At 63.8% G+C, this 20,051-nt stretch carries 23 protein-coding genes; 13 read left to right on the top strand and 10 right to left on the bottom strand.

Annotation, left to right across the window (positions count from 1 at the left end; genetic code table 11):
* Positions 1 to 53: 53 nt before the first annotated feature.
* Genes H8B02_RS09275 through H8B02_RS09265 form a run of 3 tightly spaced genes read left to right on the top strand, consistent with a single transcriptional unit; the run spans position 54 to position 2,370 of the window.
* Positions 54 to 191, top strand: coding sequence for a hypothetical protein (locus H8B02_RS09275; RefSeq protein ID WP_229165927.1), 138 nt, complete (start codon positions 54 to 56; stop codon positions 189 to 191).
* A gap of 44 nt (positions 192 to 235) precedes the next feature.
* Positions 236 to 1,402: an NADH:flavin oxidoreductase/NADH oxidase gene (locus tag H8B02_RS09270; protein ID WP_229165926.1), complete on the top strand. Its 1,167-nt coding sequence runs from the start codon at positions 236 to 238 to the stop codon at positions 1,400 to 1,402.
* 38 nt (positions 1,403 to 1,440) lie between these two features.
* Entirely contained in the window at positions 1,441 to 2,370 is a 930-nt protein-coding gene (locus H8B02_RS09265) for a dihydrodipicolinate synthase family protein (protein WP_229165925.1), read from the top strand.
* Between the two features lie 107 nt (positions 2,371 to 2,477).
* Here the strand turns inward: H8B02_RS09265 and H8B02_RS09260 are convergent, their stop codons facing one another.
* The 4 genes from H8B02_RS09260 to H8B02_RS09245 form a co-directional block, all read right to left on the bottom strand.
* A complete protein-coding gene (locus tag H8B02_RS09260) occupies positions 2,478 to 3,647 on the bottom strand; it encodes a cytochrome P450 (RefSeq protein WP_229165924.1) in 1,170 nt (389 codons plus the stop codon).
* A gap of 106 nt (positions 3,648 to 3,753) precedes the next feature.
* Positions 3,754 to 4,551 carry a helix-turn-helix transcriptional regulator gene (locus H8B02_RS09255; RefSeq protein ID WP_229165923.1) on the bottom strand — a complete coding sequence of 266 codons (798 nt, stop codon included), beginning with the start codon at positions 4,549 to 4,551 and terminating at the stop codon, positions 3,754 to 3,756.
* A 209-nt stretch (positions 4,552 to 4,760) separates the two neighbouring features.
* A complete protein-coding gene (locus H8B02_RS09250) occupies positions 4,761 to 5,123 on the bottom strand; it encodes a nuclear transport factor 2 family protein (protein ID WP_229165922.1) in 363 nt (120 codons plus the stop codon).
* A gap of 109 nt (positions 5,124 to 5,232) precedes the next feature.
* A complete protein-coding gene (locus H8B02_RS09245) occupies positions 5,233 to 6,180 on the bottom strand; it encodes a LysR family transcriptional regulator (protein ID WP_229165921.1) in 948 nt (315 codons plus the stop codon).
* Positions 6,181 to 6,254: 74 nt separating this feature from the next.
* Here H8B02_RS09245 and H8B02_RS09240 point away from each other — a divergent pair, with 74 nt between their 5' ends.
* Together H8B02_RS09240 and H8B02_RS09235 are read left to right on the top strand one after the other, a co-directional pair.
* Entirely contained in the window at positions 6,255 to 7,313 is a 1,059-nt protein-coding gene (locus H8B02_RS09240) for an aromatic ring-hydroxylating dioxygenase subunit alpha (RefSeq protein WP_229165920.1), read from the top strand.
* Positions 7,314 to 7,663: 350 nt separating this feature from the next.
* Complete coding sequence (locus H8B02_RS09235) at positions 7,664 to 8,659, top strand: alpha/beta fold hydrolase (RefSeq protein ID WP_312000747.1); 996 nt, start codon at positions 7,664 to 7,666, stop codon at positions 8,657 to 8,659.
* Between the two features lie 79 nt (positions 8,660 to 8,738).
* Here the strand turns inward: H8B02_RS09235 and H8B02_RS09230 are convergent, their stop codons facing one another.
* From H8B02_RS09230 to H8B02_RS09220, 3 genes are all read right to left on the bottom strand, one after another.
* Positions 8,739 to 9,089 carry a RidA family protein gene (locus tag H8B02_RS09230; RefSeq protein ID WP_229165918.1) on the bottom strand — a complete coding sequence of 117 codons (351 nt, stop codon included), beginning with the start codon at positions 9,087 to 9,089 and terminating at the stop codon, positions 8,739 to 8,741.
* Between the two features lie 177 nt (positions 9,090 to 9,266).
* The gene (locus tag H8B02_RS09225; RefSeq protein WP_229165917.1) at positions 9,267 to 10,190 is read right to left on the bottom strand and encodes a CE1 family esterase; all 924 of its coding nucleotides are present in this window, start codon (positions 10,188 to 10,190) and stop codon (positions 9,267 to 9,269) included.
* Positions 10,191 to 10,275: 85 nt separating this feature from the next.
* Positions 10,276 to 11,727, bottom strand: coding sequence for a CDGSH iron-sulfur domain-containing protein (locus tag H8B02_RS09220; RefSeq protein ID WP_229165916.1), 1,452 nt, complete (start codon positions 11,725 to 11,727; stop codon positions 10,276 to 10,278).
* A gap of 105 nt (positions 11,728 to 11,832) precedes the next feature.
* Here H8B02_RS09220 and H8B02_RS09215 point away from each other — a divergent pair, with 105 nt between their 5' ends.
* The 3 genes from H8B02_RS09215 (at position 11,833) to H8B02_RS09205 (ending at position 13,813) form a co-directional block, all read left to right on the top strand.
* A complete protein-coding gene (locus H8B02_RS09215; RefSeq protein ID WP_229165915.1) occupies positions 11,833 to 12,180 on the top strand; it encodes a winged helix-turn-helix transcriptional regulator in 348 nt (115 codons plus the stop codon).
* Positions 12,181 to 12,287: 107 nt separating this feature from the next.
* Entirely contained in the window at positions 12,288 to 13,136 is an 849-nt protein-coding gene (locus tag H8B02_RS09210) for a type 2 periplasmic-binding domain-containing protein (protein WP_229165914.1), read from the top strand.
* 392 nt (positions 13,137 to 13,528) lie between these two features.
* The gene (locus H8B02_RS09205; RefSeq protein ID WP_229165913.1) at positions 13,529 to 13,813 is read left to right on the top strand and encodes a hypothetical protein; all 285 of its coding nucleotides are present in this window, start codon (positions 13,529 to 13,531) and stop codon (positions 13,811 to 13,813) included.
* A 179-nt stretch (positions 13,814 to 13,992) separates the two neighbouring features.
* On the opposite strand, the gene H8B02_RS09200 is transcribed toward H8B02_RS09205, so the two are convergent.
* Positions 13,993 to 14,190, bottom strand: a complete 198-nt coding sequence (locus tag H8B02_RS09200) for a hypothetical protein (RefSeq protein ID WP_229165912.1) — start codon at positions 14,188 to 14,190, stop codon at positions 13,993 to 13,995.
* A gap of 223 nt (positions 14,191 to 14,413) precedes the next feature.
* Positions 14,414 to 14,896, bottom strand: coding sequence for a lipocalin-like domain-containing protein (locus tag H8B02_RS09195; RefSeq protein ID WP_229165911.1), 483 nt, complete (start codon positions 14,894 to 14,896; stop codon positions 14,414 to 14,416).
* A 247-nt stretch (positions 14,897 to 15,143) separates the two neighbouring features.
* Here H8B02_RS09195 and H8B02_RS09190 point away from each other — a divergent pair, with 247 nt between their 5' ends.
* Positions 15,144 to 15,653 carry a lipocalin-like domain-containing protein gene (locus H8B02_RS09190; protein ID WP_229165910.1) on the top strand — a complete coding sequence of 170 codons (510 nt, stop codon included), beginning with the start codon at positions 15,144 to 15,146 and terminating at the stop codon, positions 15,651 to 15,653.
* 353 nt (positions 15,654 to 16,006) lie between these two features.
* On the top strand, positions 16,007 to 16,366 hold the full coding sequence (locus H8B02_RS09185; protein ID WP_229165909.1) for a hypothetical protein: 360 nt from the start codon (positions 16,007 to 16,009) through the stop codon (positions 16,364 to 16,366).
* Positions 16,367 to 16,464: 98 nt separating this feature from the next.
* On the opposite strand, the gene H8B02_RS09180 is transcribed toward H8B02_RS09185, so the two are convergent.
* Positions 16,465 to 18,123 carry an FAD-binding dehydrogenase gene (locus tag H8B02_RS09180; RefSeq protein ID WP_229165908.1) on the bottom strand — a complete coding sequence of 553 codons (1,659 nt, stop codon included), beginning with the start codon at positions 18,121 to 18,123 and terminating at the stop codon, positions 16,465 to 16,467.
* 278 nt (positions 18,124 to 18,401) lie between these two features.
* Between H8B02_RS09180 and H8B02_RS09175 the strand changes: the two genes are divergently transcribed.
* From H8B02_RS09175 to H8B02_RS09165, 3 genes are all read left to right on the top strand, one after another.
* Complete coding sequence (locus tag H8B02_RS09175; protein WP_229165907.1) at positions 18,402 to 18,869, top strand: hypothetical protein; 468 nt, start codon at positions 18,402 to 18,404, stop codon at positions 18,867 to 18,869.
* A 186-nt stretch (positions 18,870 to 19,055) separates the two neighbouring features.
* Positions 19,056 to 19,211 carry a hypothetical protein gene (locus tag H8B02_RS09170; RefSeq protein WP_229165906.1) on the top strand — a complete coding sequence of 52 codons (156 nt, stop codon included), beginning with the start codon at positions 19,056 to 19,058 and terminating at the stop codon, positions 19,209 to 19,211.
* Between the two features lie 18 nt (positions 19,212 to 19,229).
* Positions 19,230 to 19,820 (top strand): SCO family protein, encoded by a 591-nt coding sequence (locus H8B02_RS09165; protein ID WP_229165905.1) that lies wholly within the window; start codon positions 19,230 to 19,232, stop codon positions 19,818 to 19,820.
* Positions 19,821 to 20,051: the final 231 nt, after the last annotated feature.

The following is a 20,051-nucleotide window of genomic DNA, read 5'->3' as shown; positions in this document are numbered from 1 at the left end:
AGGCATGTCCGGCACGAATTGCGAACGGTGGCTTGACCCGGCGATGACGGAAAATGTTTACCAACCGGGAAAAATATCTGCGGCAGGTGTTGCGGGTTTTGCGGATCGCGCCGCAGTGGATGCGCTGCATGCGCGCTGGTCTTGCCGCCTGCGCTGCGGCGCGGCTTGCGATCAGCTCGCGCGCCGCCTAGTTTTCCGCCGCCATTTTCCCGCCACCACGTTCCCGCAGGACCCGATGTCGCAGCCGTTTCTGTTTCAGCCGATCACGCTTCGCGGCGTCACCTCCCGAAACCGCATCCTGATTTCACCGATGTGCCAGTATTCGGCGACCGACGGCCTCGCCAATGACTGGCATCTCGTGCATCTCGGCAAATTCGCCCAGGGCGGCGCCGGGCTCGTGATGGTCGAGGCTGCGGCGGTCACCGCCGAAGGCCGCATCACCCATGGCGACGTCGGCATCTGGAACGACGAGCAGATCGCGCCGCTCGAACGCATCGCCGCCTTCCTGAAGGACAACGGCGCGGTGCCCTCGATCCAGCTCGCGCATGCCGGTCGCAAGGCCAGCATGCAGCGCCCCTGGTACGGCAATGCCGCACTCGACGAGGCCGACCGCGCCCGCGGCGATCTGCCGTGGCGGACGGTTGCCCCGAGCGCGATCCCGATGGAGGAAGGCTGGCTGATGCCGCACGCGCTCGATGCGGCCGAGCTCGCCGCGTTGCGCGAGCAATGGCGGCGCGCCACCTTGCGCGCGGTGGAGGCCGGCTTCGAATTCGTCGAGGTACATTGCGCGCATGGCTATCTCCTGCACGAATTCCTCTCGCCGTTGTCGAATCGCCGCAGCGACGCCTATGGCGGCGACCGCGCCGGGCGGATGCGCTACCCGCTCGAGATCATCGAGACCGTGCGCGCCGCCTGGCCCGCGGAGCGGCCGCTGTCGGTGCGGATCTCCTCGGTCGATGGTGTCGATGGTGGCCTGACGCTCGAGGATCAGATCGCGTTCGCGCGCGAAGCCAAGGCGCGCGGTGTCGATCTGATCGATTGCTCGTCGGGCGGCCTGCTCGGCTCGGCGACCGCGGCGCGGATTCCGCGCGGTTATGGCTTCCAGGTGCCCTATGCGGAAGAAATCCGTCGCGCCGCCGAGGTCGCCACCATCGCGGTCGGCCTCATCCTGCATCCGCAGCAGGCGGAAGATGTCCTCGCCAACGGCCAGGCCGATCTGGTCGCGATCGGGCGCGAGGCGCTGTTCGATCCGAACTGGCCGGTGCATGCCGAACTCGCGCTTGGCGGCGGAGGCGGCGAGGTGTTCGCGTCCTGGCCGAAGCAGTATGGTTGGTGGCTCGAGCGGCGCGAGCCGGGCCTGCGCAGGCTCGAGGGTCCGCCGCTGCCGTTCCGCAAGGTGTGACGGATCAAGCTGCGACAATTCATGAGGGAGGATTTGACATGACGATTTCGGCACAGCGTCCCTATCGCGGCGTCTTCCCGGTGGCGCCGACCATCTTCGACGCCGGCGGCAACCTCGATCTCGACGGACAGCGGCGCTGCATCGATTTCATGATCGATGCCGGCTCGCACGGCATTTGCATCCTCGCCAACTTCTCCGAGCAGTTCGTGCTGACCGATGCCGAGCGCGAGACCGTGATGCATGCCGTGCTCGAGCACGTCGCGGGCCGCATCCCCGTGATCGTCACGACCACGCATTTCTCCTCGGCGGTGTGCGCCGCGCGCAGCCGCGAGGCGGAGACCGCCGGCGCCGCGATGGTGATGATCATGCCGCCGTATCACGGCGCGACCTTCCGCGTTCCCGAGCCAGGCATCTACGAGTTCTATCGGGTGGTGTCGGACGCCATCAACATTCCGATCATGATCCAGGATGCGCCGGTCGCGGGCACGCCGCTCTCGGTAGACTTCCTGGCACGGATGGCGAAAGAGCTCGCCAATGTCAGGTACTTCAAGATCGAGGTGCCGATGGCCGCGGGCAAGCTGCGCGGCCTGATCGAGAAGGGCGGCAGCGTGATCGAAGGGCCGTGGGACGGCGAGGAGGCGATCACGCTGATGGCCGATCTCGATGCCGGTGCCACCGGTGCGATGACCGGCGGCGGCTATCCCGACGGCATCCGCCAGATCATGGATCCGTTCTTCGCCGGCCGCCGCGACGAGGCCGTGCAGGCCTATGCGCGCTGGCTGCCGCTGATCAACTACGAGAACCGGCAATGCGGGCTGCAGGCCTGCAAGGTGCTGATGCGCGAGGGCGGCGTCATCAAGTCGGACGCGGTGCGGCACCCGTTGCAACCGCTGCATCCGGCCACGCGCGCTGGCCTGATCGAGATCGCGCGCACGCTCGATCCGGTGGTGCTGCGCTGGGGGCGGTAGGAGCGTTTTCGAGCGAAGTGGATACCGGTTCGCGTAAAGAAAACGCGTCAAAACAGGAATCTAGAGCCCCGTTCCGATTCCATCGGAAAGGGAAAAGCTCTAAGCGCTTACGCGTCCCACGTCACCGGCAAATCCAAGAGGCCGCGGAACGCCCAGCCGCCGATCCGCGGCGGCCGGTCTTTGATCAGCCGCAGGTTCTTCAGCCTGTCGAAGATCGCCGGCAGCGCGACGTCGGCGACCATGGCGCGCGAGGCCCAGGCGCCGGCGCAGAAATGCGGACCGGCGCCGAAGGCGATGCTCTTGCTGGCGTCGCGGCGCACATCGAATGCATCAGGTCTGTCGAAATGCTTCTCGTCCCGGTTCGCCGAGCCGAACATCAGGAACACGCGCTCGTTGGTCTCGAATGCAACGTCCCTGATCGTCCAGGGCTTTGCGATCCGCCGCGGCGACATCCCGATCGGCGAGATCCAGCGCGCATATTCCTCGAACACCTGCAGCCACGGGATCGCGCCGCCCACAGCCAACGCCAGCTGATCCGGGTGGGTCAGCAGCGCCCACACCGTGCCGGCGATCGCGTCGCGGGGCTCGTTCTGGCCGCCCGAGATCGCGAGCTTGATGTTGGCGCGCACGCTCTCCATCGCCATGTCGGTCTGCAGCATCACGCCGAGCAGGCTGAGGTCGGGCGTCTTGCGCAACACCGGCACCATCTCGTCGATCGCGGCGTCGATGCCCGAGGTCGCCGCGCGGCAGCGCGCCTCGATGGCGGGATCGCCGGTGTAGTTGGCGATGCCGTCGATCATGCCCTGCGACCAGGCATTCATGTCCTGGAAGCGCATGTTGGTGAGGCCGGTGATCGATTTCAGGCATTCGGCCGAGAATGGCAGCGCGAAGGCCTGCACGAAATCGACCACGTCGTTCGGCGTCAATTCATCGAGGATGCGCGTCGCATGTCCGGCGAATTGTGCGGTCCAGTGCGATCTGACGGTCTTCGGCGAGACCGCCGGGAAGATCGCCTTGCGCTCGTTCATGTGCGCATCGCCGTCCTTGCGCATCATGTTGTGGCCCATCAGCCTGTTCATCAGCCCCTCGGGCTGGTGCGACGAGAACACGTCGATCTGCTTCTCGGAGACGAAGATGTCGTCGCGGTTGCACAGCAGCGTGCTGCCGAGCTGCGGCACGAAGGCGATCGGCGCCTCCCTGCGCATGCGCGCCAGCGTCGGGTAGGGATCCTGCCAGAACGCGGGGACATCGATGTCGAAATGGGGAGCAGTGCTCACGACGTGATCTCAGGTTGGCCTCAGGTTTCGAGCCGAGCATAGGCCGACAGACGTGACCGGTCTGTCCCCACGGTTGGGGACAGGGAGAGGCGGCGGCTCAGGTTCTTCAGTTCAGCTGGCGTGCCGATGCCATCAGGCGCAGTGCGATCGCGAACAGCTCGTTCTGCGAGGAGATGCCGAGCTTGTCATAGGCGCGCTTGCGATAGGTGAGGGCGGAGTGCAGCCCGATGCCGAGCTCGGCCGCGATCGCTTCCGAGCTGAGGCCCGAAAGGATGCCCAGGCACACCTCCTTCTCGCGGCCGGTCAGTCTGGCGAGCGGCTCAGTGGTCGCAAACAGGCTCTTCAGCCGCGCGATCGGATCGGCGTCCGCTGCCGGATCGCGCTGGAAGTGCCGCGCCACGGCTGCGGTCAACGCGGGCGCCACCGCGGCCAGGCGCGCGATCTGCTCGCGGCTGAAGCGGCCCTGCTCGGTGATCTGGTAGAAATTGACGTAGAAGCAGGTGTCGCCTGTCCAGATCGCAGAGGCGAACTTGTCGACGATGTCGGAATCGTCGAAGAAAATCTTCCGATAGCCGTCGCTGTACATCCGGCGCGCAAAGGTCGGCAGCAGGATCGGCACGGCCTGCGCCTGGCCCTCGAACACCGCCTCGCGGTTCGGGTCGGCCTGATGGAAATGTTCCGAATAGGCGATCCCGAGGTCGCGTCCGGTCGGGATGTTGCCGACGTCGAGCAGGCACGCGGCGGACCGCGGGCCCGTGAACGAGAACACCATGCAGTGACCGACACCGGCGACGCGGCGCAGCGCGCCGATCAGGGCTTGCGGAAAGCCGTCGCGGCCGATCGCCAGCAGCGCCGGCGTGATGTCGCTGACGACCGAAGTCTTGAAGGCGTAATCTGCCTTCATGGCGTCCTCCCTGTGTTTCGGGAAGACTAGCAGCGACATTGCGGGGGTGGAAGCGGTTGACGTAACGGCGTTGGCGTTCTGTCCCCTCGTCATTCCGGGGCTCGCGAAGCGAGAGCCCGGAATCCATCGGACCGCAAGCGCTGCGGCTGAATGGATTCCGGGCTCGACGCTGCGCGTCGCCCCGGAATGACGACTGTGGGGAGCCTGGGTCAGGCGCCCGGCACCTGGTCGAGGAACCCGGTGATGCTCCTGATCCGACCGTCCTTCAGCATGGCGAAGTCGGTGCCCTTGATCGGGCTGTCGACGCCGTTCGGCCCGAGGCCCCAGGAGAAGCGGACGTGGTCGCCGAAGCCGTTCGGCTCGCCGATCAGCTTGAAGGTGAAGTCCGGAAACTTCTGCTGCACGCCCACGATCAGCGCGTCGACGCCCTCATGGCCGTCGCCGCTCATCATCGGATCGACATAACGCGCATCGGCGGTCCAGTTCTCGCTCAGCATCTCGCGGCGTCGGCTCGGCATCCGCTCGTTCCAGAGTTCAATATAGCGGCGCGCGATGGTCGTGTGGTCGGTCATGGTGCTCTCCTTCTGAAGTGCCGGACTGTGCGGCTGTCCGGACTATCGAAGGTTCGCCTGCGCCGATCGATTACCTCGCAGGTCATCGCGCACGCAACCGATGCGCAGGTCACGGCCTGATATAGGCCTCCGGATCACCGCGCGCGTGCGCCTCCATCGCATCGAGGAAGCAGCGCACCTTGGCCGGGACGAATTGCCGCGCCGGCAGCAGCGCGTGCACGTTGAGCGGCTCGCAGGCATGGTCCGGCAGCAGCCGCCGCAACTCGCCGGCCGCGACCGCCGCGCGGGTGTAGCTCGCCGTCACCCGCAGCACGCCATGTCCGGCGAGCGCCGCCTGCAGGCGGACATGGGCATTCGAGCTGGTGAGGCGCGCGCGATCGACAGCGAGATGCTCGACCACACCGCCGGGTGCGGTGATCGCCCATGGCGGATCGCTGGGACCGGTCAACAGCGGCAGCTTCCTCAACTCATCCAGCGTGCGCGGCTCGCCGAACTTCTCCAGCAGCGCCGGCGCCGCGAACAGGCCGCGCTCGAGGGTGAAGACGCGGCGGATCACGATGCCCGCCGACGGCAGCGGCGCCTCCAGCATCGCGAACACGATGTCGTAATTTTCCGCGATCGGGTTGACGATGTCGTGCTCGACGTCGATCCGGATCGCGAGCTCCGGATGGCGGCCCATCACGGCGCAGGCGACCGGCCCTGCGTGATGCGCGCCGAATTCGTAGGGCGCCTTGATGCGCAGGGTGCCCGAAACGGCGCTGCTCATCGCCAGCGCCTCGCTGTGGGTGTCGTGCAGTGCGGCGAACAGCGGGCGAACCTTGCGATAGATGGTCTCGCCGGAATCGGTCAGCCGCAGGTGCCGCGTGGTCCGCTCGATCAGCCGCAGCCCGAGATTGGCCTCGAGACGCTGCACCGCAGCACTGAGGCTCGATTTGGGATGCCCGAGCACGCGCGCGGCCGCGGTGAAGCCGCCATGCTCGACAACCTCGCAAAACAACTCCCAGTCGCGCCACTCCATGGCCGATTGTCCATCCAGCGGTACAGTGTGTCCAGCCAAATCGGATTATCCCGATGACCGGGATCACCTAACCTCATTGCAAGCAACATTGCATTGGGAGGCTGACATGGCCGATGACGGAATTTTCCTGCGCAACGCCTGGTTACGTGGCGGCGCTGAATCACGAGCTGATCGACGGCAAGAAGCTGGCGCGCACCATCCTGGAGCGGCCGATCGTGATCTATCGCGGCGCCAGCGGAAAGGTGGTCGCGCTCGACGACCGGTGCTGCCATCGCGCCGCGCCGCTCTCGATGGGGCGCGTCGAGGGTGACGACATTAGGTGCATGTATCACGGCATGAAGTTCGCGGCCGACGGCAAGTGCATCCAGATCCCCGGTCAGGACGCGATCCCGGCCAAGCTCGGCGTCCGCAGCTATCCGGTGGTCGAGCGCTACAACATGATCTTCATCTGGACCGGCGATCCCGAGAAGGCCGATCCGAAGCTGATCCTCGACTATCCGCCGCTCGAGGATCCCAAATGGCGCGGCCTGCCGGGCTACATGCACTACAAGGCCAACTGGCTCCTGATCGTCGATAACCTCAGCGACTTCGCGCATCTGGCCTTCGTGCACACCAACACGCTCGGCGGCTCCGAGGAATACGCCTACAAGACCAAGCCGGTCGCAATCGAGAAGCTCGACGACGGCTTCCGCGTCGAGCGTTGGCACATGGGCGCCGATGCGCCGCCCTACCACAAGAAGGTGATCTCCAACCGCGACGACAAGGTCGATCGTCGCAATATCGGCCGCATGATCGTGCCGGGCATCTTCACGCTCGACACGACATTTGCGCCGGCGGGGCAGGGCGTGGAGAAAGGCGTCCAGGTTCCGGGCACGCGGCAATACCGCAACGCGCAGTTCATGACGCCGGAGACGCGCTCGTCGACGCACTTCTTCTGGAACTACCTGCACGATTTCGACACCGACAATCCGAACATTTCGCTGTCGCTGCGGCATTCCCTCGAGGAGGCCTTCAACGAGGACAAGGATTTCATCGAGGCGCAGCAGAAGGTGCTCGACGTCGATCCGGATTATCAGCTGCTGGCGATCGGCGCCGATGCGCCGCTGACCTATTTCCGCTGGCTGTTCGCACGCAGGCTCGATGCAGAGAAGAGCGCGGCGCGCGCCGCATAGCCGCCGAAGCGATGGTGTCCGCGCCTGGCTGCAAGGCGTGCCGGGATCGCGAAATCGTGACGTCCCGGCGTGGCTGCCGTCCCGGCGGGTTTGGCGTAGAGTGACCAACGTGAATTCGTCGGTTCTTGATCAGGGTCAAGGCTTCGATCCGTGCCGGTCGGACTATTCCGGTGGCGATCAATCGGTGAATGAGCTTGCACGAAAAGGCGGACCCATCGGAACGAAGTGCCAGCGCCGACTGGGTGCAGCACGCTTGGCTATGGCCGTTTGAAGCCACGCGATTGGCGCTCGATATCTACTCGCAGTGGTACCCCAGTCGCGCGCCCGAACCGACAGATGCGGCGGACGAAGTGGCGGCGCTGCCCTGGACGACGGCCAATTCGGTGGCGCTGCAACTGCCGTCGATGCGTCTGCTGGACTTCTCGAGAGCTGGCGAAGGCCAGCCGCTGCTGGTCTGCGCACCCTATGCGCTGCACCGCGCGAAGATAGCGGATCTTGCACCCGGCCACAGCCTGATGGAGGCGTTACAGGGCGCGGGTATTGCACGTCTCTATCTCACGGATTGGCTCTCGGCGGCACCGGAGATGCGATATTTCTCGATCGACACCTATCTGTCCGATCTCAACGTGGCCGTCGACACGATTGGGCCGCCTGTCGACCTTGCAGGTCTCTGTCAGGGCGGCTGGCTGTCGTTGCTGTATGCGGCGCGGTTTCCCGGCAAGGTGCGGCGGCTCGTGCTTGCGGGCAGCCCGGTCGACCTCTCGGTGCCGTCGCAGCTTTCGCGGATGGTCGCCTCGCTTCCGCAGCAAGGCTTCGAGGCAATGGTGCGTCAGGGAGATGGGATCGTCAGCGGCAAGCACATGCTGCAGCTCTGGAGCATCTCGTTCAGCCAGCTTGACGTGGAAGCGGCGCTGCAGCGGCCGCTCGACGGCGAGTCGGAGGATGCGCGGGCGCTGCTCGATCGTTTCAGGCGCTGGAACGGCGAGACGCTCGATCTGCCGGGGATCTACTACCTCGAAGTGACCGAGTGGATCTTTCGCCAGAACCGGATCGCGGCCGGAGACTTCGTTGCGCTTGGCTGCAAGATCGATCTTGCTGAGGTGAAGCTGCCAGTCTTCCTGCTCGCCGCGGAGAACGACATCGTTGTTCCGCCTGACCAGGCATTTGCCACAATGCGGCTCTTGGGCACACCGCCCGCGTGGCTGCAAAGGGAGACCGAGCCGTGTGGCCACCTCGGCCTGTTCATGGGTCGCAGGGCTCTGGCCGGTTCGTGGCGCCGGATTGCCCGCTGGCTTCAGTCTGATCTCGGTGAGGCCGCGGGCGAGCGATCGCGGATCAGCGCGTGAGGTGCAAAATAAAAATGCCCCGAACTGCAATTTTGCAATTCGGGGCATCCGACATCCGTCGTGACAACGTGCGTCGCGCTTATTTCGCCGCGACGACCATGATCTCGACATTGTACTGCGCCGCTGCGAGCTTGGCCTCGACGGTAGCGCGGGCCGGGGTGTTACCCTCCGAGACCCAGCCGTCCCACACCGCGTTCATCTCCGGGAACGTCTTCATGTCGGTGATGTAGATGGTCGCGCTGAGCAGCTTCGACTTATCGGTGCCCGCCTTGGCGAGGTGGCCGTCGATGATCGACAGGATGTCCTTGGTCTGGTCGGTGACGCTGCCGCCCGCGGCCTTGCCGGCGACGACGCCGGCGAGATAGACGGTGTTGCCGTGCACGACGGCCTGGCTCATGCGCGGGCCGATTTCGAAACGCTGAATGCTCATTTGGGTCTCCACTTGAATGGCGGGCATGTCTATAGCGTTTTCAAGCGAAGTGGCTACCGGTTCGCGTGAAGAAAACGCGTCAAGACAAGAGATCGACAGGTTTGGTTCTGATTTGATCAGAACCAACCCTCTAGCCTGTCACGGCGACCACCGCCACTGCACAATTTGCAGCACCGCTCACGGAAATCGCGCGAAGAACGCCCAAATCGTGTCGGCGCCGTCGATGTCGCCGTTTTGGGGCCCGAGCAGCGTCGCCGCCAATTTCGTAAAATGCGCGTCGGGGAAGTGGCCGGGCATGCGGTGCCCGCCGCCATTCACGCGGTAAAGCACAACGTCACGTCCCTGCGGGCAGGCCGAGTCGATCCGCGTGACGGTCGATTGATCGAACGGATTGCGGTCGGGCAGATCGGTGGCTGCGGCGTCCCTGGTCTCGCAGCCATCGATGCGTCGCCAGAATTCCAGTGTGCGCTCGGTCGACCAGAAACCGTCGACGGCAAAATAGCTGGTGCCGCGGCCGCCCTGATAGGGGACCAGTGGATCGATGGTGCCGTTCATCAGGAGCATCGGTATCGGACGCGTGGGCCGGCAGGCGCGGGCGGATTCGTCGGTCAGGTTCATGACGACGCTGGCCGCCGCGGCGAACAGGTCGGCGCGTTCGCAGGCGAGCGTCATGGCCATCGCGCCGCCGTTGGAGATGCCGGTGACATAGATCCGCCTCGGATCGGCGACACCGTCGCCCACCAGCTTCGCGATCAATTGGGTGATGAAGGCAACGTCGTCGGTGCCCTCCGGCGGCGGATTGCCGGCACGCCGCTGGTCCGGCCGGGAGTCGGCCCAGGCGCGGTTCAACCCATCGGGATAGACCGCTGCAAAGCCGTCGCGCCTGGCGATCAGCGGCCACGATGTCCGCGTGATCATGTCGGCACCGCTTTGGGTCTTGCCGTGCAGCACGATGACGAGCGGCGCCGGCTTGGCGGCCGGAGCCTGCAGCGTGAATGTTCGCGTCGTGCCGTTGATGACGAGCGAATCCGCAGCCGCCGGCACACTGCTCAACGCAAGTGCGCCGGCCAAAGCCGGTAAGCCGATTGGGCACCGTCGCATCGCCAAAGAAACCCGCCTTGCTGCGGCGATTGCAGCACGCCGGCGAGGCGGGTTCAACCGGTCTGTCGGGAGCCTGGCGTCACGATCAGGTTGGCTCGTTCAAGGCATCGGCCCAGCGCGCGAACAGCGCGATCTGTTCGGCCGGCCAGGCACCGTCGCACGGCATGGTGCCGGCTTCCAGCCGGGCCAGGATGTGCCGATTGTGCCTGGCGACGTCCGCCTCCTTCCAGAGATCGAAGGCGAACAGCATCGAGTTGCGGTCCATCGGCCGGAACAGCGGCCGGATGTGCTGCTCGAATTGCACGGCCTCGCCGGAACCGGGCAGCGCGACGCTGACTTCGTTCGCGGCCTGCGCATCGCCGGCGATTGCGGGCGGCCGCGCGGCGGGCGTTGCGTTGCAGACCCACCACCAGCGCGGCACCGGCATGTTTGGCGGCGGTTTCGCGTCGGCGCCGGAATTCTCCACCGCGATCCGCGAGCCCCATTCGATATAGGCGACGAATGCGGCGCGGAATTCCGGGTCGGACGGCAGCCCGGCATCGTCGGCGCTCTGCACCATGTAGGTGGCCCACAGCGCGCGCTGCTCCGGCCGGATCTCCTTGCCGATGTGCTGCGACACCATCCGCCGATAGCCGCCATAGCGTTCGGTGTAAAAGCGCGGTCCGCCGAACACTTCGCTGAGCCACGCCGCCACCCGTTCGGGATGATCCGGCGACATCTCGGCGAACAGCGGGGAGAGCAGCGGATCTTCCGGCACGTAGCGGCTGTAGAAGATGCGCGTCATGTCGAGCAGCGCGGGATATCCGCCCGCCCATTCGAACAGCGTCGGCTCGCGCATTGGATCCGGAACGGGATCGTGAAATGCGACATTCCAGTGCATGCCGCTGCAGAACGGCTTGTTCAGCGACGAGCCGCAGCGGCAAAGGCTGAGATGCTCCTGCGACGCACCCGCATTCCGTGCGATCGGCGCGCCATCCTCGTCGACCAGTTCGACATGGCCGGTGACGCGATAGGGGCCGTCCTTCGACACTTCGATCTGTGGCGGCCGGTCGACGTCGGACAGGTTGGCGTCCCGCGCGGGGCCAATGCCGATGCCGAGCGCGCCCGATGGGCATCTGCGCACCGCATTGATGAGGTCGTCGAGGCGCGCCCCACTCGGCGCGATGAAAGGCTCCTCGCCGAGATGAAACACGGAGTTGAGCCGATCGGTGCAGAAGCCGGAATGCGCGCATGTGCCGCGATTGTCGAACACGTAGGCCTGCTGGCCCGCATAGACGTCGAGCTTGTCGGGCACGCGCCGTGGATCCTTGGCGCCGGTGAAGCCGCGCGCAACGTGGCTGTCGTCGCAGAACGGTTTTGTCCGCGATTGTCCGCAGCGGCAGAGCCGCGCCGGCGCCTCGGCTGCGATCGGCACGCCGAGATGATCGACGATCGGGATGCCGGGCTCGGGCTCGCAGGGCCCGTTGCGTCTGACGATGATGCGCTTGCGCTTGTGTTGCTCGTCGCTCGGGCCTCGGGCGGAACTGTCCTCTGTCATGCCTTGCAATGATCCCTGAACTCGCCCAACCCGTGCAAAGCGTGCTTAGATGGATCGACGGCGGCTCTCAACGAACCAGATGGAAAGTGCCGCGGGAGAGTTGCGATGATCCGCAAGACCAAGCGCAAATATGGTTGCCCGGTCGAGTTCTCGATCGATCAGCTCAGCGGCAAATGGAAGACCGTGATCCTGAGCCGGCTGAAGGTCCGGCCGATGCGCTATGGCGAACTGCGCCACGACATCCCTCATCTCAGCGACAAGGTGTTGACCGAGCGCCTGCGCGATCTCTGCAATTCCGGCTTCGTCATGCAGGAGCGCGGCGGCGGCTCCTCGCGCTATTGCCTGACCAAACGCGGCGAGATGCTGAAGCCGATGCTGCAGGCGCTCTACGATTGGGGCGAGGCCAACGCCGACACGTTCGGCGTGCGCTTCCTCAGTGCGGAGGCAGATTAGAGCGCGGGCTCATGACGCGCGGCCAGCCATAGCCGGATAGGGGCAGTCCGCAGTTGGACGCTTGCGAAGCGAACATCAGCCGGCCGACAATCTCCGCTGAAACCGTCATGATCCGACTCGGACATCAGGACCTAAGCAATCCTCATCGTTGGTTGGTAGAATTGCGCTGCGTGTTCCTTTCGGAAGAGACCCACATGAGACGGCTTCTCCTATCGATTGCCGCATTGCTGGGGGTGTTCGGCGCGGTATTCGGGCAGACATCCCTTGTCTCGGAGATCGCGCCCGGTGGAAAGCTGCGGGTCGGCATGATTGCCATTACCGTGCTCGGAGGCGTGGCCGAACCCGTCGTGGGTTTCGTCGGACAGAAGTTGGGTGCTGCCGTTGAACCGGTGATGTACCCGAACCCGGAAGCCTATCTACAAAGCTTTGGCAAGGCTGAATGGGACATCGCCATCGGGCCACGCGTCCTTGCCCCGACCGACAAGGCGGATTCAACGGCGAACCTTTGGGCCATAAGTCTCGTCTACGTGGCCGCGCCGGGAACAGAATTTCCCGATATCGCCTCCGTGGACAAGGCAGGCATAAGGATTGGCACCATCCGTGGCGCTCCCTCCGACCGTGTGCTGACGCGGGAGATCAAGGCCGCTGAGATCGTCCGTATCCCTCTGAGCCCGACCATCGCGGCTGACGCAGCCGACCTACTGCGCTCCGGCAAAGCGGACGTCTTTGGCGCAGACTCCGGCGTCGGGTATCCTGCCGCCGGGGCCCTGACCGGCGCCAAGATCGTGCCGGGCGCCTTTGGGACGGTTCTCGTGGCGGCCGCATTGCCGAAAGGCCGCTCTCCCGCGGCGCAGGCTCTGCTCGCGACACTTGTCGAAGAAGCAAGACAGACCGGCGTGGTGCAGAAAGCGATCGATGCGAAGGGCCTCAAAGGTGTGAACGTCGTCTCGAAATAGCCGGACACGACGAAGACCCGGGTCAAGCTCGCTTTAGCCCGTCGGAGACAAGCCAACTGCACCGAGCGATGTCCGCATTTTGGGAGGCCCGGAAGACATGTGCTCATGCTGAGTTCTTCTCAGTTTGACCCTAAGCGGACTTCCTCTGTTCATGGGAAATTGAGCATTCACCGCGCTTTCGGTTGACGGAGTGCATTTATGCAATCCACAAGTGTAATTGTGGTGTCGGCACCTTTGTCCCTGGGTCAGAACCGAAATTAAGCGTGAACCCTCTTTGCAGAACCGCAGTTTTAGCTCTACTTGCTGCTACGACCTTATCTGTAGTGGCTTGTTCCCGCCAAGATGACATCCATCTCACCTGCGCGACGACTATCTTTGTCGCGGACAAGCTTATGGAAACCGGCAAAGTCCCGACTGACGCCACCCTACGACAGAAAGCGAACGACGCTGAGATCAACCATCAGAACGCGTCGGCGACTTTCAGAAGGTTGGACACACGTGAGCCTGAAGGTGAACGTGAACGTCTCATAGAGCTTGCTCTCATTGTTGGGAATGAACGTGATCGAATTCTCAAGGAGCTGTCACCAAAGGAAATCGTCGCGCGCGCGCAGACCTGCATCGAACAGGCCCCCCTAAAGGGCGAGGGTTTCCGCGTCCTGATGGCAGCTTTTGACTGAAAGGTCACAGCCGAGCGGTGCATTGGTTCGCTCTTCGCGCGACGAGTTGACGGCCGACACGCTGCCATGACTTTGGCATCGTCCCGTTGATGTCCGGCTTGTGACACAAGGCGGACAGTCGCGCGGTCAGCAGCCTTTGTCGCCTTCTGACCCGGAGCCGCCCTTCCAAGGGGCTTTGTTCAGATGAGCCTGAAGGTGATTGCGATCAAGAAAAACACGATCAGCCCGATGCCGACCATCTTGAAGATATACGGGGCCTCGACGTCGTCGCCGAACCGCTCGAAGGACGGCCCCCACAGGACCGTTGCGACGAACCCCAGAACAAAAAGTGTGATCGACAGGATTGTGGAGGCGGTGTCGCTAATCGAGGCTCCCATCTGGACATTCCGCTCCTTTGGATGTGGTTGAGAAATTTACAGCATCTACGGGTTGAGGAAGAGTTTCCGACGCGCCCCAATGTAGGCAACGAGCGAAAAGCGCCGTCGCTTCTTGGCCCTTTGCGGAAATGCCGCGCTTGCTATCCAAAGTTCGGTGTCGGGGGGCAAGCCGACGTCACAGCGCTTCGGCGTGCAAGAACGTCGAACACTGGCCCGGCCGGTCTTAGCGTTCGCGCTCCCAGGTGAGGGTTCCGACTACCTTCTTGCCGGGATAAACGGCACTGGCTTGTTCAGCCGTTCGAATGGTCAACTTGTCGCCCTGCAACCTGAAAAATCTCTCCTGGTCCTGCCCGGTCAAAAGCTCATTCCAGGATATATCGACCTTGGTCGTGAACTTGTCGTCCTCGATGGTGAACGGGCCGGTGTAAACCATCAGCGTCTTGAGGAGAGCTGCTGACTCTGCATCGTTTGCCGCCGGCTTGCGATTTGCCGCCGCGATGACGAATGCCGCGTACCCGTCCGGCGTGATGAGCGCCCTGCCTTTCGGATTGTGACCAAACGGTTCCGTGACGTCTCCACCGATGATCTGAATGGTCCACGAAGTCAGCTTCCAACTGCCGGCCAATTGCCTCGCTGTGTCCTGCGCGAAAGCCAATCCAGGCGTAAAATAGCAATACACGACAACAGCGAGGGCGAAGAAGCGCATATGCTGTCTCCTATGAAGGAACAGACTTCGAGTATGGCCATACTAACCACGGGGAATGAAACCTGCGAGCCCTGCGACGACTGCCTCCTGGCCCGCCACGGCAAGTTCTTCGGGCAGCGGAGTGGCAACAGGTTCGGTATTGGCTCCAGTGCGGACATGCCGGCCTTTATCTTACCCGGCTCGCCCGCGCATGGTAACGTCCGGGGTGCTCGACTGATGCTATCGATCCTCCGTTTGGAATAGACCAATGACTTTGCGAGCAATTTTCGCCGCCTGCGCCGTTGCGGCTTTTGGATCGTTCATGATGACAATCGACGCGCTGGGTCAGAAACAATCGCTAAAAGATCAATTGGTGGGCACGTGGACGCTGCTCTCGTGGGAGCAGAAGAAAGACGACGGCACCAAGATCGAGCGTTATGGGGCCGCTCCGAAGGGCATCGCGTTCTTTGATGCGGGTGGGCGATACATCATCACGGTGATGCGCTCGGATCGAGCCAGATACGCGAGCAATACCCTGTGGCAGGGCACACCCGAGGAAAACAAGGAAACCGCCGACGGCACGATAACCTACTTCGGAACGTATTCTGCTAACGAGGCAGATAGCAGCATCGCGATCCACGTCGAAGGCAGTTCCTTTCCAAACTGGAATGGCACCGAACAGAAGCGCTTTGTCGCCATTGCGGCAGACCAGCTGACGCTGACCGTTCGTCCCCCGGCGGGAGATATAGTCGACGTAATTTGGAAACGAGCGAACTGATCCGGCTATCACGTCTGCTGTTGGCCTATCGTGACCTATCGTGCTGCGGACGAACCTGGTCGCCATGAGAGCAGAGCGGACGTGTCACCTGCCGGGCTTATGGGTACACGGCCTGGCGCAAGATCAAGCTGCGGCGGGACATTTACGCAATTTCTGAATATTAGAAATATATCCCTGAGTTGCCCGACGTGTCAAGTTGCCTGGTCGAACGCCGGCCACCGCCGGCTACTTTGCATGGGGTTGTTTTCGATATTTTGGCAGCCCCCTGCGACGAACGGATTTCCGGCCGGAACCTTAAGCAAGCAAAGCCCGTTGTCACGGGATGTTGGGGGCAATCAACACAAGGAATACTCATGCGCATCAGCATCTCGACGGCATCCATCATCGTTGCTGCACTCTCGCTTGGAACGCCTGCTTGGGCGCAAACGCAGGGAGCGCAACCGAACACGCCGCCGCAGGCTCAGTCTGACGAGTCCACCGTCATCCGGACCATACAGGTCGTGGACGTCAAGGAACTCAAGCCTGAAGTCCGGTCGAGGGTCGAGGCTGTCGTGGCGAAGGCTAGCGAAGACGACCTGCGGAACCTGCGGGGTTCCGTCGACGCGTCCCAGGAAGCAGTATCCGCACTGAAGGCGAACGGCCTCAGCTCCGCACAAGTCGTCGCGGTCAATCTCAGCAACGGCATCCTGACGCTGTTCACCAGGACGGCCTGACCAAGTTCGCAGCAGCCTGAAGACATTCGGACTGAACAGCGAAGGCCCGCCGGTTCCAGCCGGCGGGCTTCCCGCATCTCGGAACAGCGCGCGCTGGTTTAGTTCACCGCCTTCGCCGCCGCGCGCCCTGCGTTGCGGCCCGAGAAAAGGCAGCCGCCGAGGAACGTGCCCTCCAGCGAGCGATAGCCGTGCATGCCGCCGCCGCCGAAACCGGCGGCTTCACCGGCTGCGTAGAGCCCGCGGATGATCTGGTGGTCGTTGCCGAATACGCGCGAATCGAGGTCGGTCTCGAAGCCGCCGAGCGTCTTGCGGGTGAGGATGTTGAGCTTCACCGCGATCAGCGGGCCGTGCTCGGGATCGAGAATGCGGTGCGGCTTCGCGGTCCGGATTAGCCTGTCGCCGATATAGCGCCGCGCATTGTGCAGGTTCATCACCTGCGCGTCCTTGACGTAAGGATTGGTGATCTCGCGGTCGCGTGCCTCGATCTGCGTCTTGATGGCGTCGGGCTGCAAGAGGTCGTTGCCGGCGAGCTTGTTCATGGCACCGACGAGCTCAGTGAGATTGTCGCGCACGATGAAGTCGGCGCCGTGCTGCTTGAACGCCTCCACCGGCGCCGGCGCGCCCTTGTTGGTGGCGCGCTTGATCGTCATGCGCCAGCTTTTTCCCGTGAGGTCGGGGTTCTGCTCCGAGCCCGACAGCGCGAACTCCTTCTTGATGATGCTCTGGGTCAGGATGAACCACGAATAATCGTAGCCCGTGGTCATGATGTAGTGCAGTTGCCCGAGTGTGTCGGAGCCCGGGAACAGCGGGGCCGGCAGCCGCTTGCCTGTCGCGTCGAACCAGAGCGACGACGGTCCCGGCAGGATCCGGATGCCGTGACGCGGCCAGATCGGGTTCCAGTTCTGGATGCCTTCGACATAATGCCACATGCGGTCGCGGTTGATCAGCCGGCCGCCCGCGGCCTCGGTGATCCCGATCATGCGGCCGTCGACATGCTCCGGCACGCCGGAGATCATGAACTTTGGCGGCTCGCCAAGCCGCTTCGGCCAGTTCTGCCGCACCAGATCATGATTGCCGCCGATGCCGCCGGAGGCGACGATCACAGCCTGCGCGCGCAGCGAAAAATCACCAATGACGTTGCGCGAGGAACTCTTGCCGCGCTCGACGCCTGACGGTTCCAGGATCGCGCCGTCGACGCCGTCGACCGTGCCGTTGCTGATGCTGAGTGCATCGACGCGATGACGGAACTTGAACACCAGTTGTCCGTTCTTCGCGGCCTCGCGCGCGCGGCGCTCGAACGGCTCGACGATGCCGGGGCCGGTGCCCCAGGTGACGTGGAAGCGCGGCACCGAATTGCCGTGGCCCATGGCGTCGTAACCGCCGCGCTCGGCCCAGCCGACCACCGGGAAAATGCGGTGGCCCATCGCGCGCAGCCAGTCACGCTTCTCGCCCGCGGCGAACGCGACATAGGCTTCGGCCCATTTACGCGGCCAGTGATCCTCCTCGCGATCGAAGCCCGCGGTGCCCATCCAGTCCTGCAGCGCCAGCTCAACGGAATCCCTGATGCCGAGCCGGCGCTGTTCCGGCGAATCGACCAGGAACAATCCGCCGAACGACCAGAAGGCCTGGCCGCCGATGCTCTGCTCCCCTTCCTGGTCGAGCACGATGACGCGCTTGCCGGCGTCGGCGATCTCGGTTGCGGCGACCAGGCCGGCAAGTCCGGCGCCGATCACGATCACATCTGCATCGTCGGCCATTCTGATTTCCCCCGTCTCGCCGGAATTCAAGACCGCGTCGTTGTGCGCGGTCAACGCCAAATGGATCTTGCCTGTGGCGGCGAGGCATCAAATGGTTGCGGCAAGTTGTTCCAGTTTGGGACCTTTTCCACGCTCCACTGCAGCGCGCGCGCAACACCCAATTTGAATTTGTTTTGACCGGCTTCGCTCGTCTGGACAAAAATCCGCGGCGGCAACACGCTCACGATTGTCTTGCATCACAGACCAAACAGATTCGGTTTCGACTGGGGCTGGCCAAAATGAAGTTGATGACGGGGTTGCTCGCTGCGGTTCTCCTGCTGGCGGGAATGGGGGCGTCTCAAGCCGTGGTCAGGATCGCCGATGATCGCGGCGGCAAGATCGGCGTCTATGTCGACAGGTATCAGGACCTGCGCACATCGGGCGAAACCGTGATCATCGACGGGCTGTGCGCCTCAGCCTGCACCATCGTGCTCGGCAAGGTCCCGCATGACCGGATCTGTGTGACCTCGCACGCCAGTCTCGGCTTCCATGCCGCCTGGGATTACGGCGACAACGGCCGCCCGGTCCCCAATCCCGAAGCCACCCATATGCTGTACCTGATGTACCCGCCGGCGATACGCAGATGGATCACCGACCGCGGTGGCCTGACCCGGCGCATGATCTTCCTGCAAGGCAGGCAACTGCAGGCCCTATACAAGCCGTGTTATCTCAACGCCCAGGCCTCGGCGCCCAAGCCCGCGCACTGAGCCTGCGCAACAGAGCCCGCGCGCTGAGCTACCTATCTCGCTCGGCGGGCCGGGCATGATGGGGCAAGCGCCGAAAATCGCCTCGCTATGATTTGACGACGTGCGGCCGCCATTGCGCTTGCTGCCTGCCGGAACCCGGCTTATCTCAACCGCATGGTTCAGCCGATCTCCACCCGATCCGAGTTCATGACGGCTCCGCAAGGCCGGGTGGCATCTGCGATCCTGTGGGGCGCTGCCGGAATCGGCGGATTGGCCTTGCTCGCCGCTGCCGCGCTCTGGTTCCACTACGGGACCGCGGTGTTTTTCGAAATGATCACGGCCGGCATTGCCGCCTGCTTCTGACAAGGACGCCCTCGTATCATGCCCCGGACCACGCGCCCATTGGTGATCTTTGCCGCCTTCGCGGGCAGTTTGGCGGTCGGCCTGTTCCTCATGTTGTGGGCGGTCGGCGGCTTGCGCACCGTCGCCGCGCCGGCTGCGATCGGCGGGCCGTTTCAGCTCACCGACCAGTCCGGCCAGACCGTCTCCGACAAGAACCTCCAGGGCAAGCCGACGCTGATCTTCTTCGGCTTCACCCATTGCCCGGACATCTGCCCAACCTCGCTGTTCGAGATCTCGGAGGTCCTGAAGGCGATGGGCAAGGACGCCGACCGCGTGAATGCCTATTTCGTCTCGGTCGACCCGGAACGCGACACCGCCACGGCGATGAAGGACTACCTTTCGAGCTTCGATCCGCACCTCAAGGGCCTGACCGGCGATCCCGCCGCGATCGCCAAGGTGCTGTCGAGCTACCGGGTCTACGCCAAGAAGGTGCCGCTGAAGGATGGCGACTACACGATGGATCACACTGCGCTGATCTATCTGATGGACCGCGACGGCCATTTCGTTGCGCCGTTCAATCTGAAACGGGCGCCGGAAGAGGCGGCGACCGATCTCAAACGGTATCTTTGACCGCCATTTCCGGCTCAGAATTAACCCATTCGGCGCTCGCATCACGCGCCGGATGGTCTATAAGCCGTTCAATTTCCTGATATTGCCGGTTATGCCAAATCCGCCTGCCCAGCCTTTTGCCGTCCGCCCGCGCCAGCTTCGCCTGGCCGCGGCAATGATGGCGGCCGTCGTGCTGGTGATGACGGGGGCAGCGGTCGCACAGACGCCCCCGGCACCGGCGGCGCCCAAGGC

Source organism: Bradyrhizobium altum (genome assembly GCF_020889705.1).
Lineage (GTDB): Bacteria > Pseudomonadota > Alphaproteobacteria > Rhizobiales > Xanthobacteraceae > Bradyrhizobium > Bradyrhizobium altum.
This window is presented reverse-complemented; position numbering and strand designations above follow the sequence as displayed.

What these genes read in the sequence shown, in the direction of transcription:
- H8B02_RS09220 (WP_229165916.1), bottom strand. Translation starts at nt 11,727, where the DNA reads ATGACAGAGGACAGTTCCGCCCGAGGCCCGAGCGACGAGCAACACAAG.
- H8B02_RS09255 (WP_229165923.1), bottom strand. Translation starts at nt 4,551, where the DNA reads ATGAAGGCAGATTACGCCTTCAAGACTTCGGTCGTCAGCGACATCACG.
- H8B02_RS09180 (WP_229165908.1), bottom strand. Translation starts at nt 18,123, where the DNA reads ATGGCCGACGATGCAGATGTGATCGTGATCGGCGCCGGACTTGCCGGC.
- H8B02_RS09215 (WP_229165915.1), top strand. Translation starts at nt 11,833, where the DNA reads ATGATCCGCAAGACCAAGCGCAAATATGGTTGCCCGGTCGAGTTCTCG.
- H8B02_RS09200 (WP_229165912.1), bottom strand. Translation starts at nt 14,190, where the DNA reads ATGGGAGCCTCGATTAGCGACACCGCCTCCACAATCCTGTCGATCACA.
- H8B02_RS09170 (WP_229165906.1), top strand. Translation starts at nt 19,056, where the DNA reads ATGACGGCTCCGCAAGGCCGGGTGGCATCTGCGATCCTGTGGGGCGCT.
- H8B02_RS09175 (WP_229165907.1), top strand. Translation starts at nt 18,402, where the DNA reads ATGAAGTTGATGACGGGGTTGCTCGCTGCGGTTCTCCTGCTGGCGGGA.
- H8B02_RS09240 (WP_229165920.1), top strand. Translation starts at nt 6,255, where the DNA reads ATGACGGAATTTTCCTGCGCAACGCCTGGTTACGTGGCGGCGCTGAAT.
- H8B02_RS09205 (WP_229165913.1), top strand. Translation starts at nt 13,529, where the DNA reads ATGGAAACCGGCAAAGTCCCGACTGACGCCACCCTACGACAGAAAGCG.
- H8B02_RS09230 (WP_229165918.1), bottom strand. Translation starts at nt 9,089, where the DNA reads ATGAGCATTCAGCGTTTCGAAATCGGCCCGCGCATGAGCCAGGCCGTC.
- H8B02_RS09190 (WP_229165910.1), top strand. Translation starts at nt 15,144, where the DNA reads ATGACTTTGCGAGCAATTTTCGCCGCCTGCGCCGTTGCGGCTTTTGGA.
- H8B02_RS09185 (WP_229165909.1), top strand. Translation starts at nt 16,007, where the DNA reads ATGCGCATCAGCATCTCGACGGCATCCATCATCGTTGCTGCACTCTCG.
- H8B02_RS09250 (WP_229165922.1), bottom strand. Translation starts at nt 5,123, where the DNA reads ATGACCGACCACACGACCATCGCGCGCCGCTATATTGAACTCTGGAAC.
- H8B02_RS09210 (WP_229165914.1), top strand. Translation starts at nt 12,288, where the DNA reads ATGATCCGACTCGGACATCAGGACCTAAGCAATCCTCATCGTTGGTTG.
- H8B02_RS09225 (WP_229165917.1), bottom strand. Translation starts at nt 10,190, where the DNA reads ATGCGACGGTGCCCAATCGGCTTACCGGCTTTGGCCGGCGCACTTGCG.
- H8B02_RS09165 (WP_229165905.1), top strand. Translation starts at nt 19,230, where the DNA reads ATGCCCCGGACCACGCGCCCATTGGTGATCTTTGCCGCCTTCGCGGGC.
- H8B02_RS09265 (WP_229165925.1), top strand. Translation starts at nt 1,441, where the DNA reads ATGACGATTTCGGCACAGCGTCCCTATCGCGGCGTCTTCCCGGTGGCG.
- H8B02_RS09275 (WP_229165927.1), top strand. Translation starts at nt 54, where the DNA reads ATGTTTACCAACCGGGAAAAATATCTGCGGCAGGTGTTGCGGGTTTTG.
- H8B02_RS09195 (WP_229165911.1), bottom strand. Translation starts at nt 14,896, where the DNA reads ATGCGCTTCTTCGCCCTCGCTGTTGTCGTGTATTGCTATTTTACGCCT.
- H8B02_RS09270 (WP_229165926.1), top strand. Translation starts at nt 236, where the DNA reads ATGTCGCAGCCGTTTCTGTTTCAGCCGATCACGCTTCGCGGCGTCACC.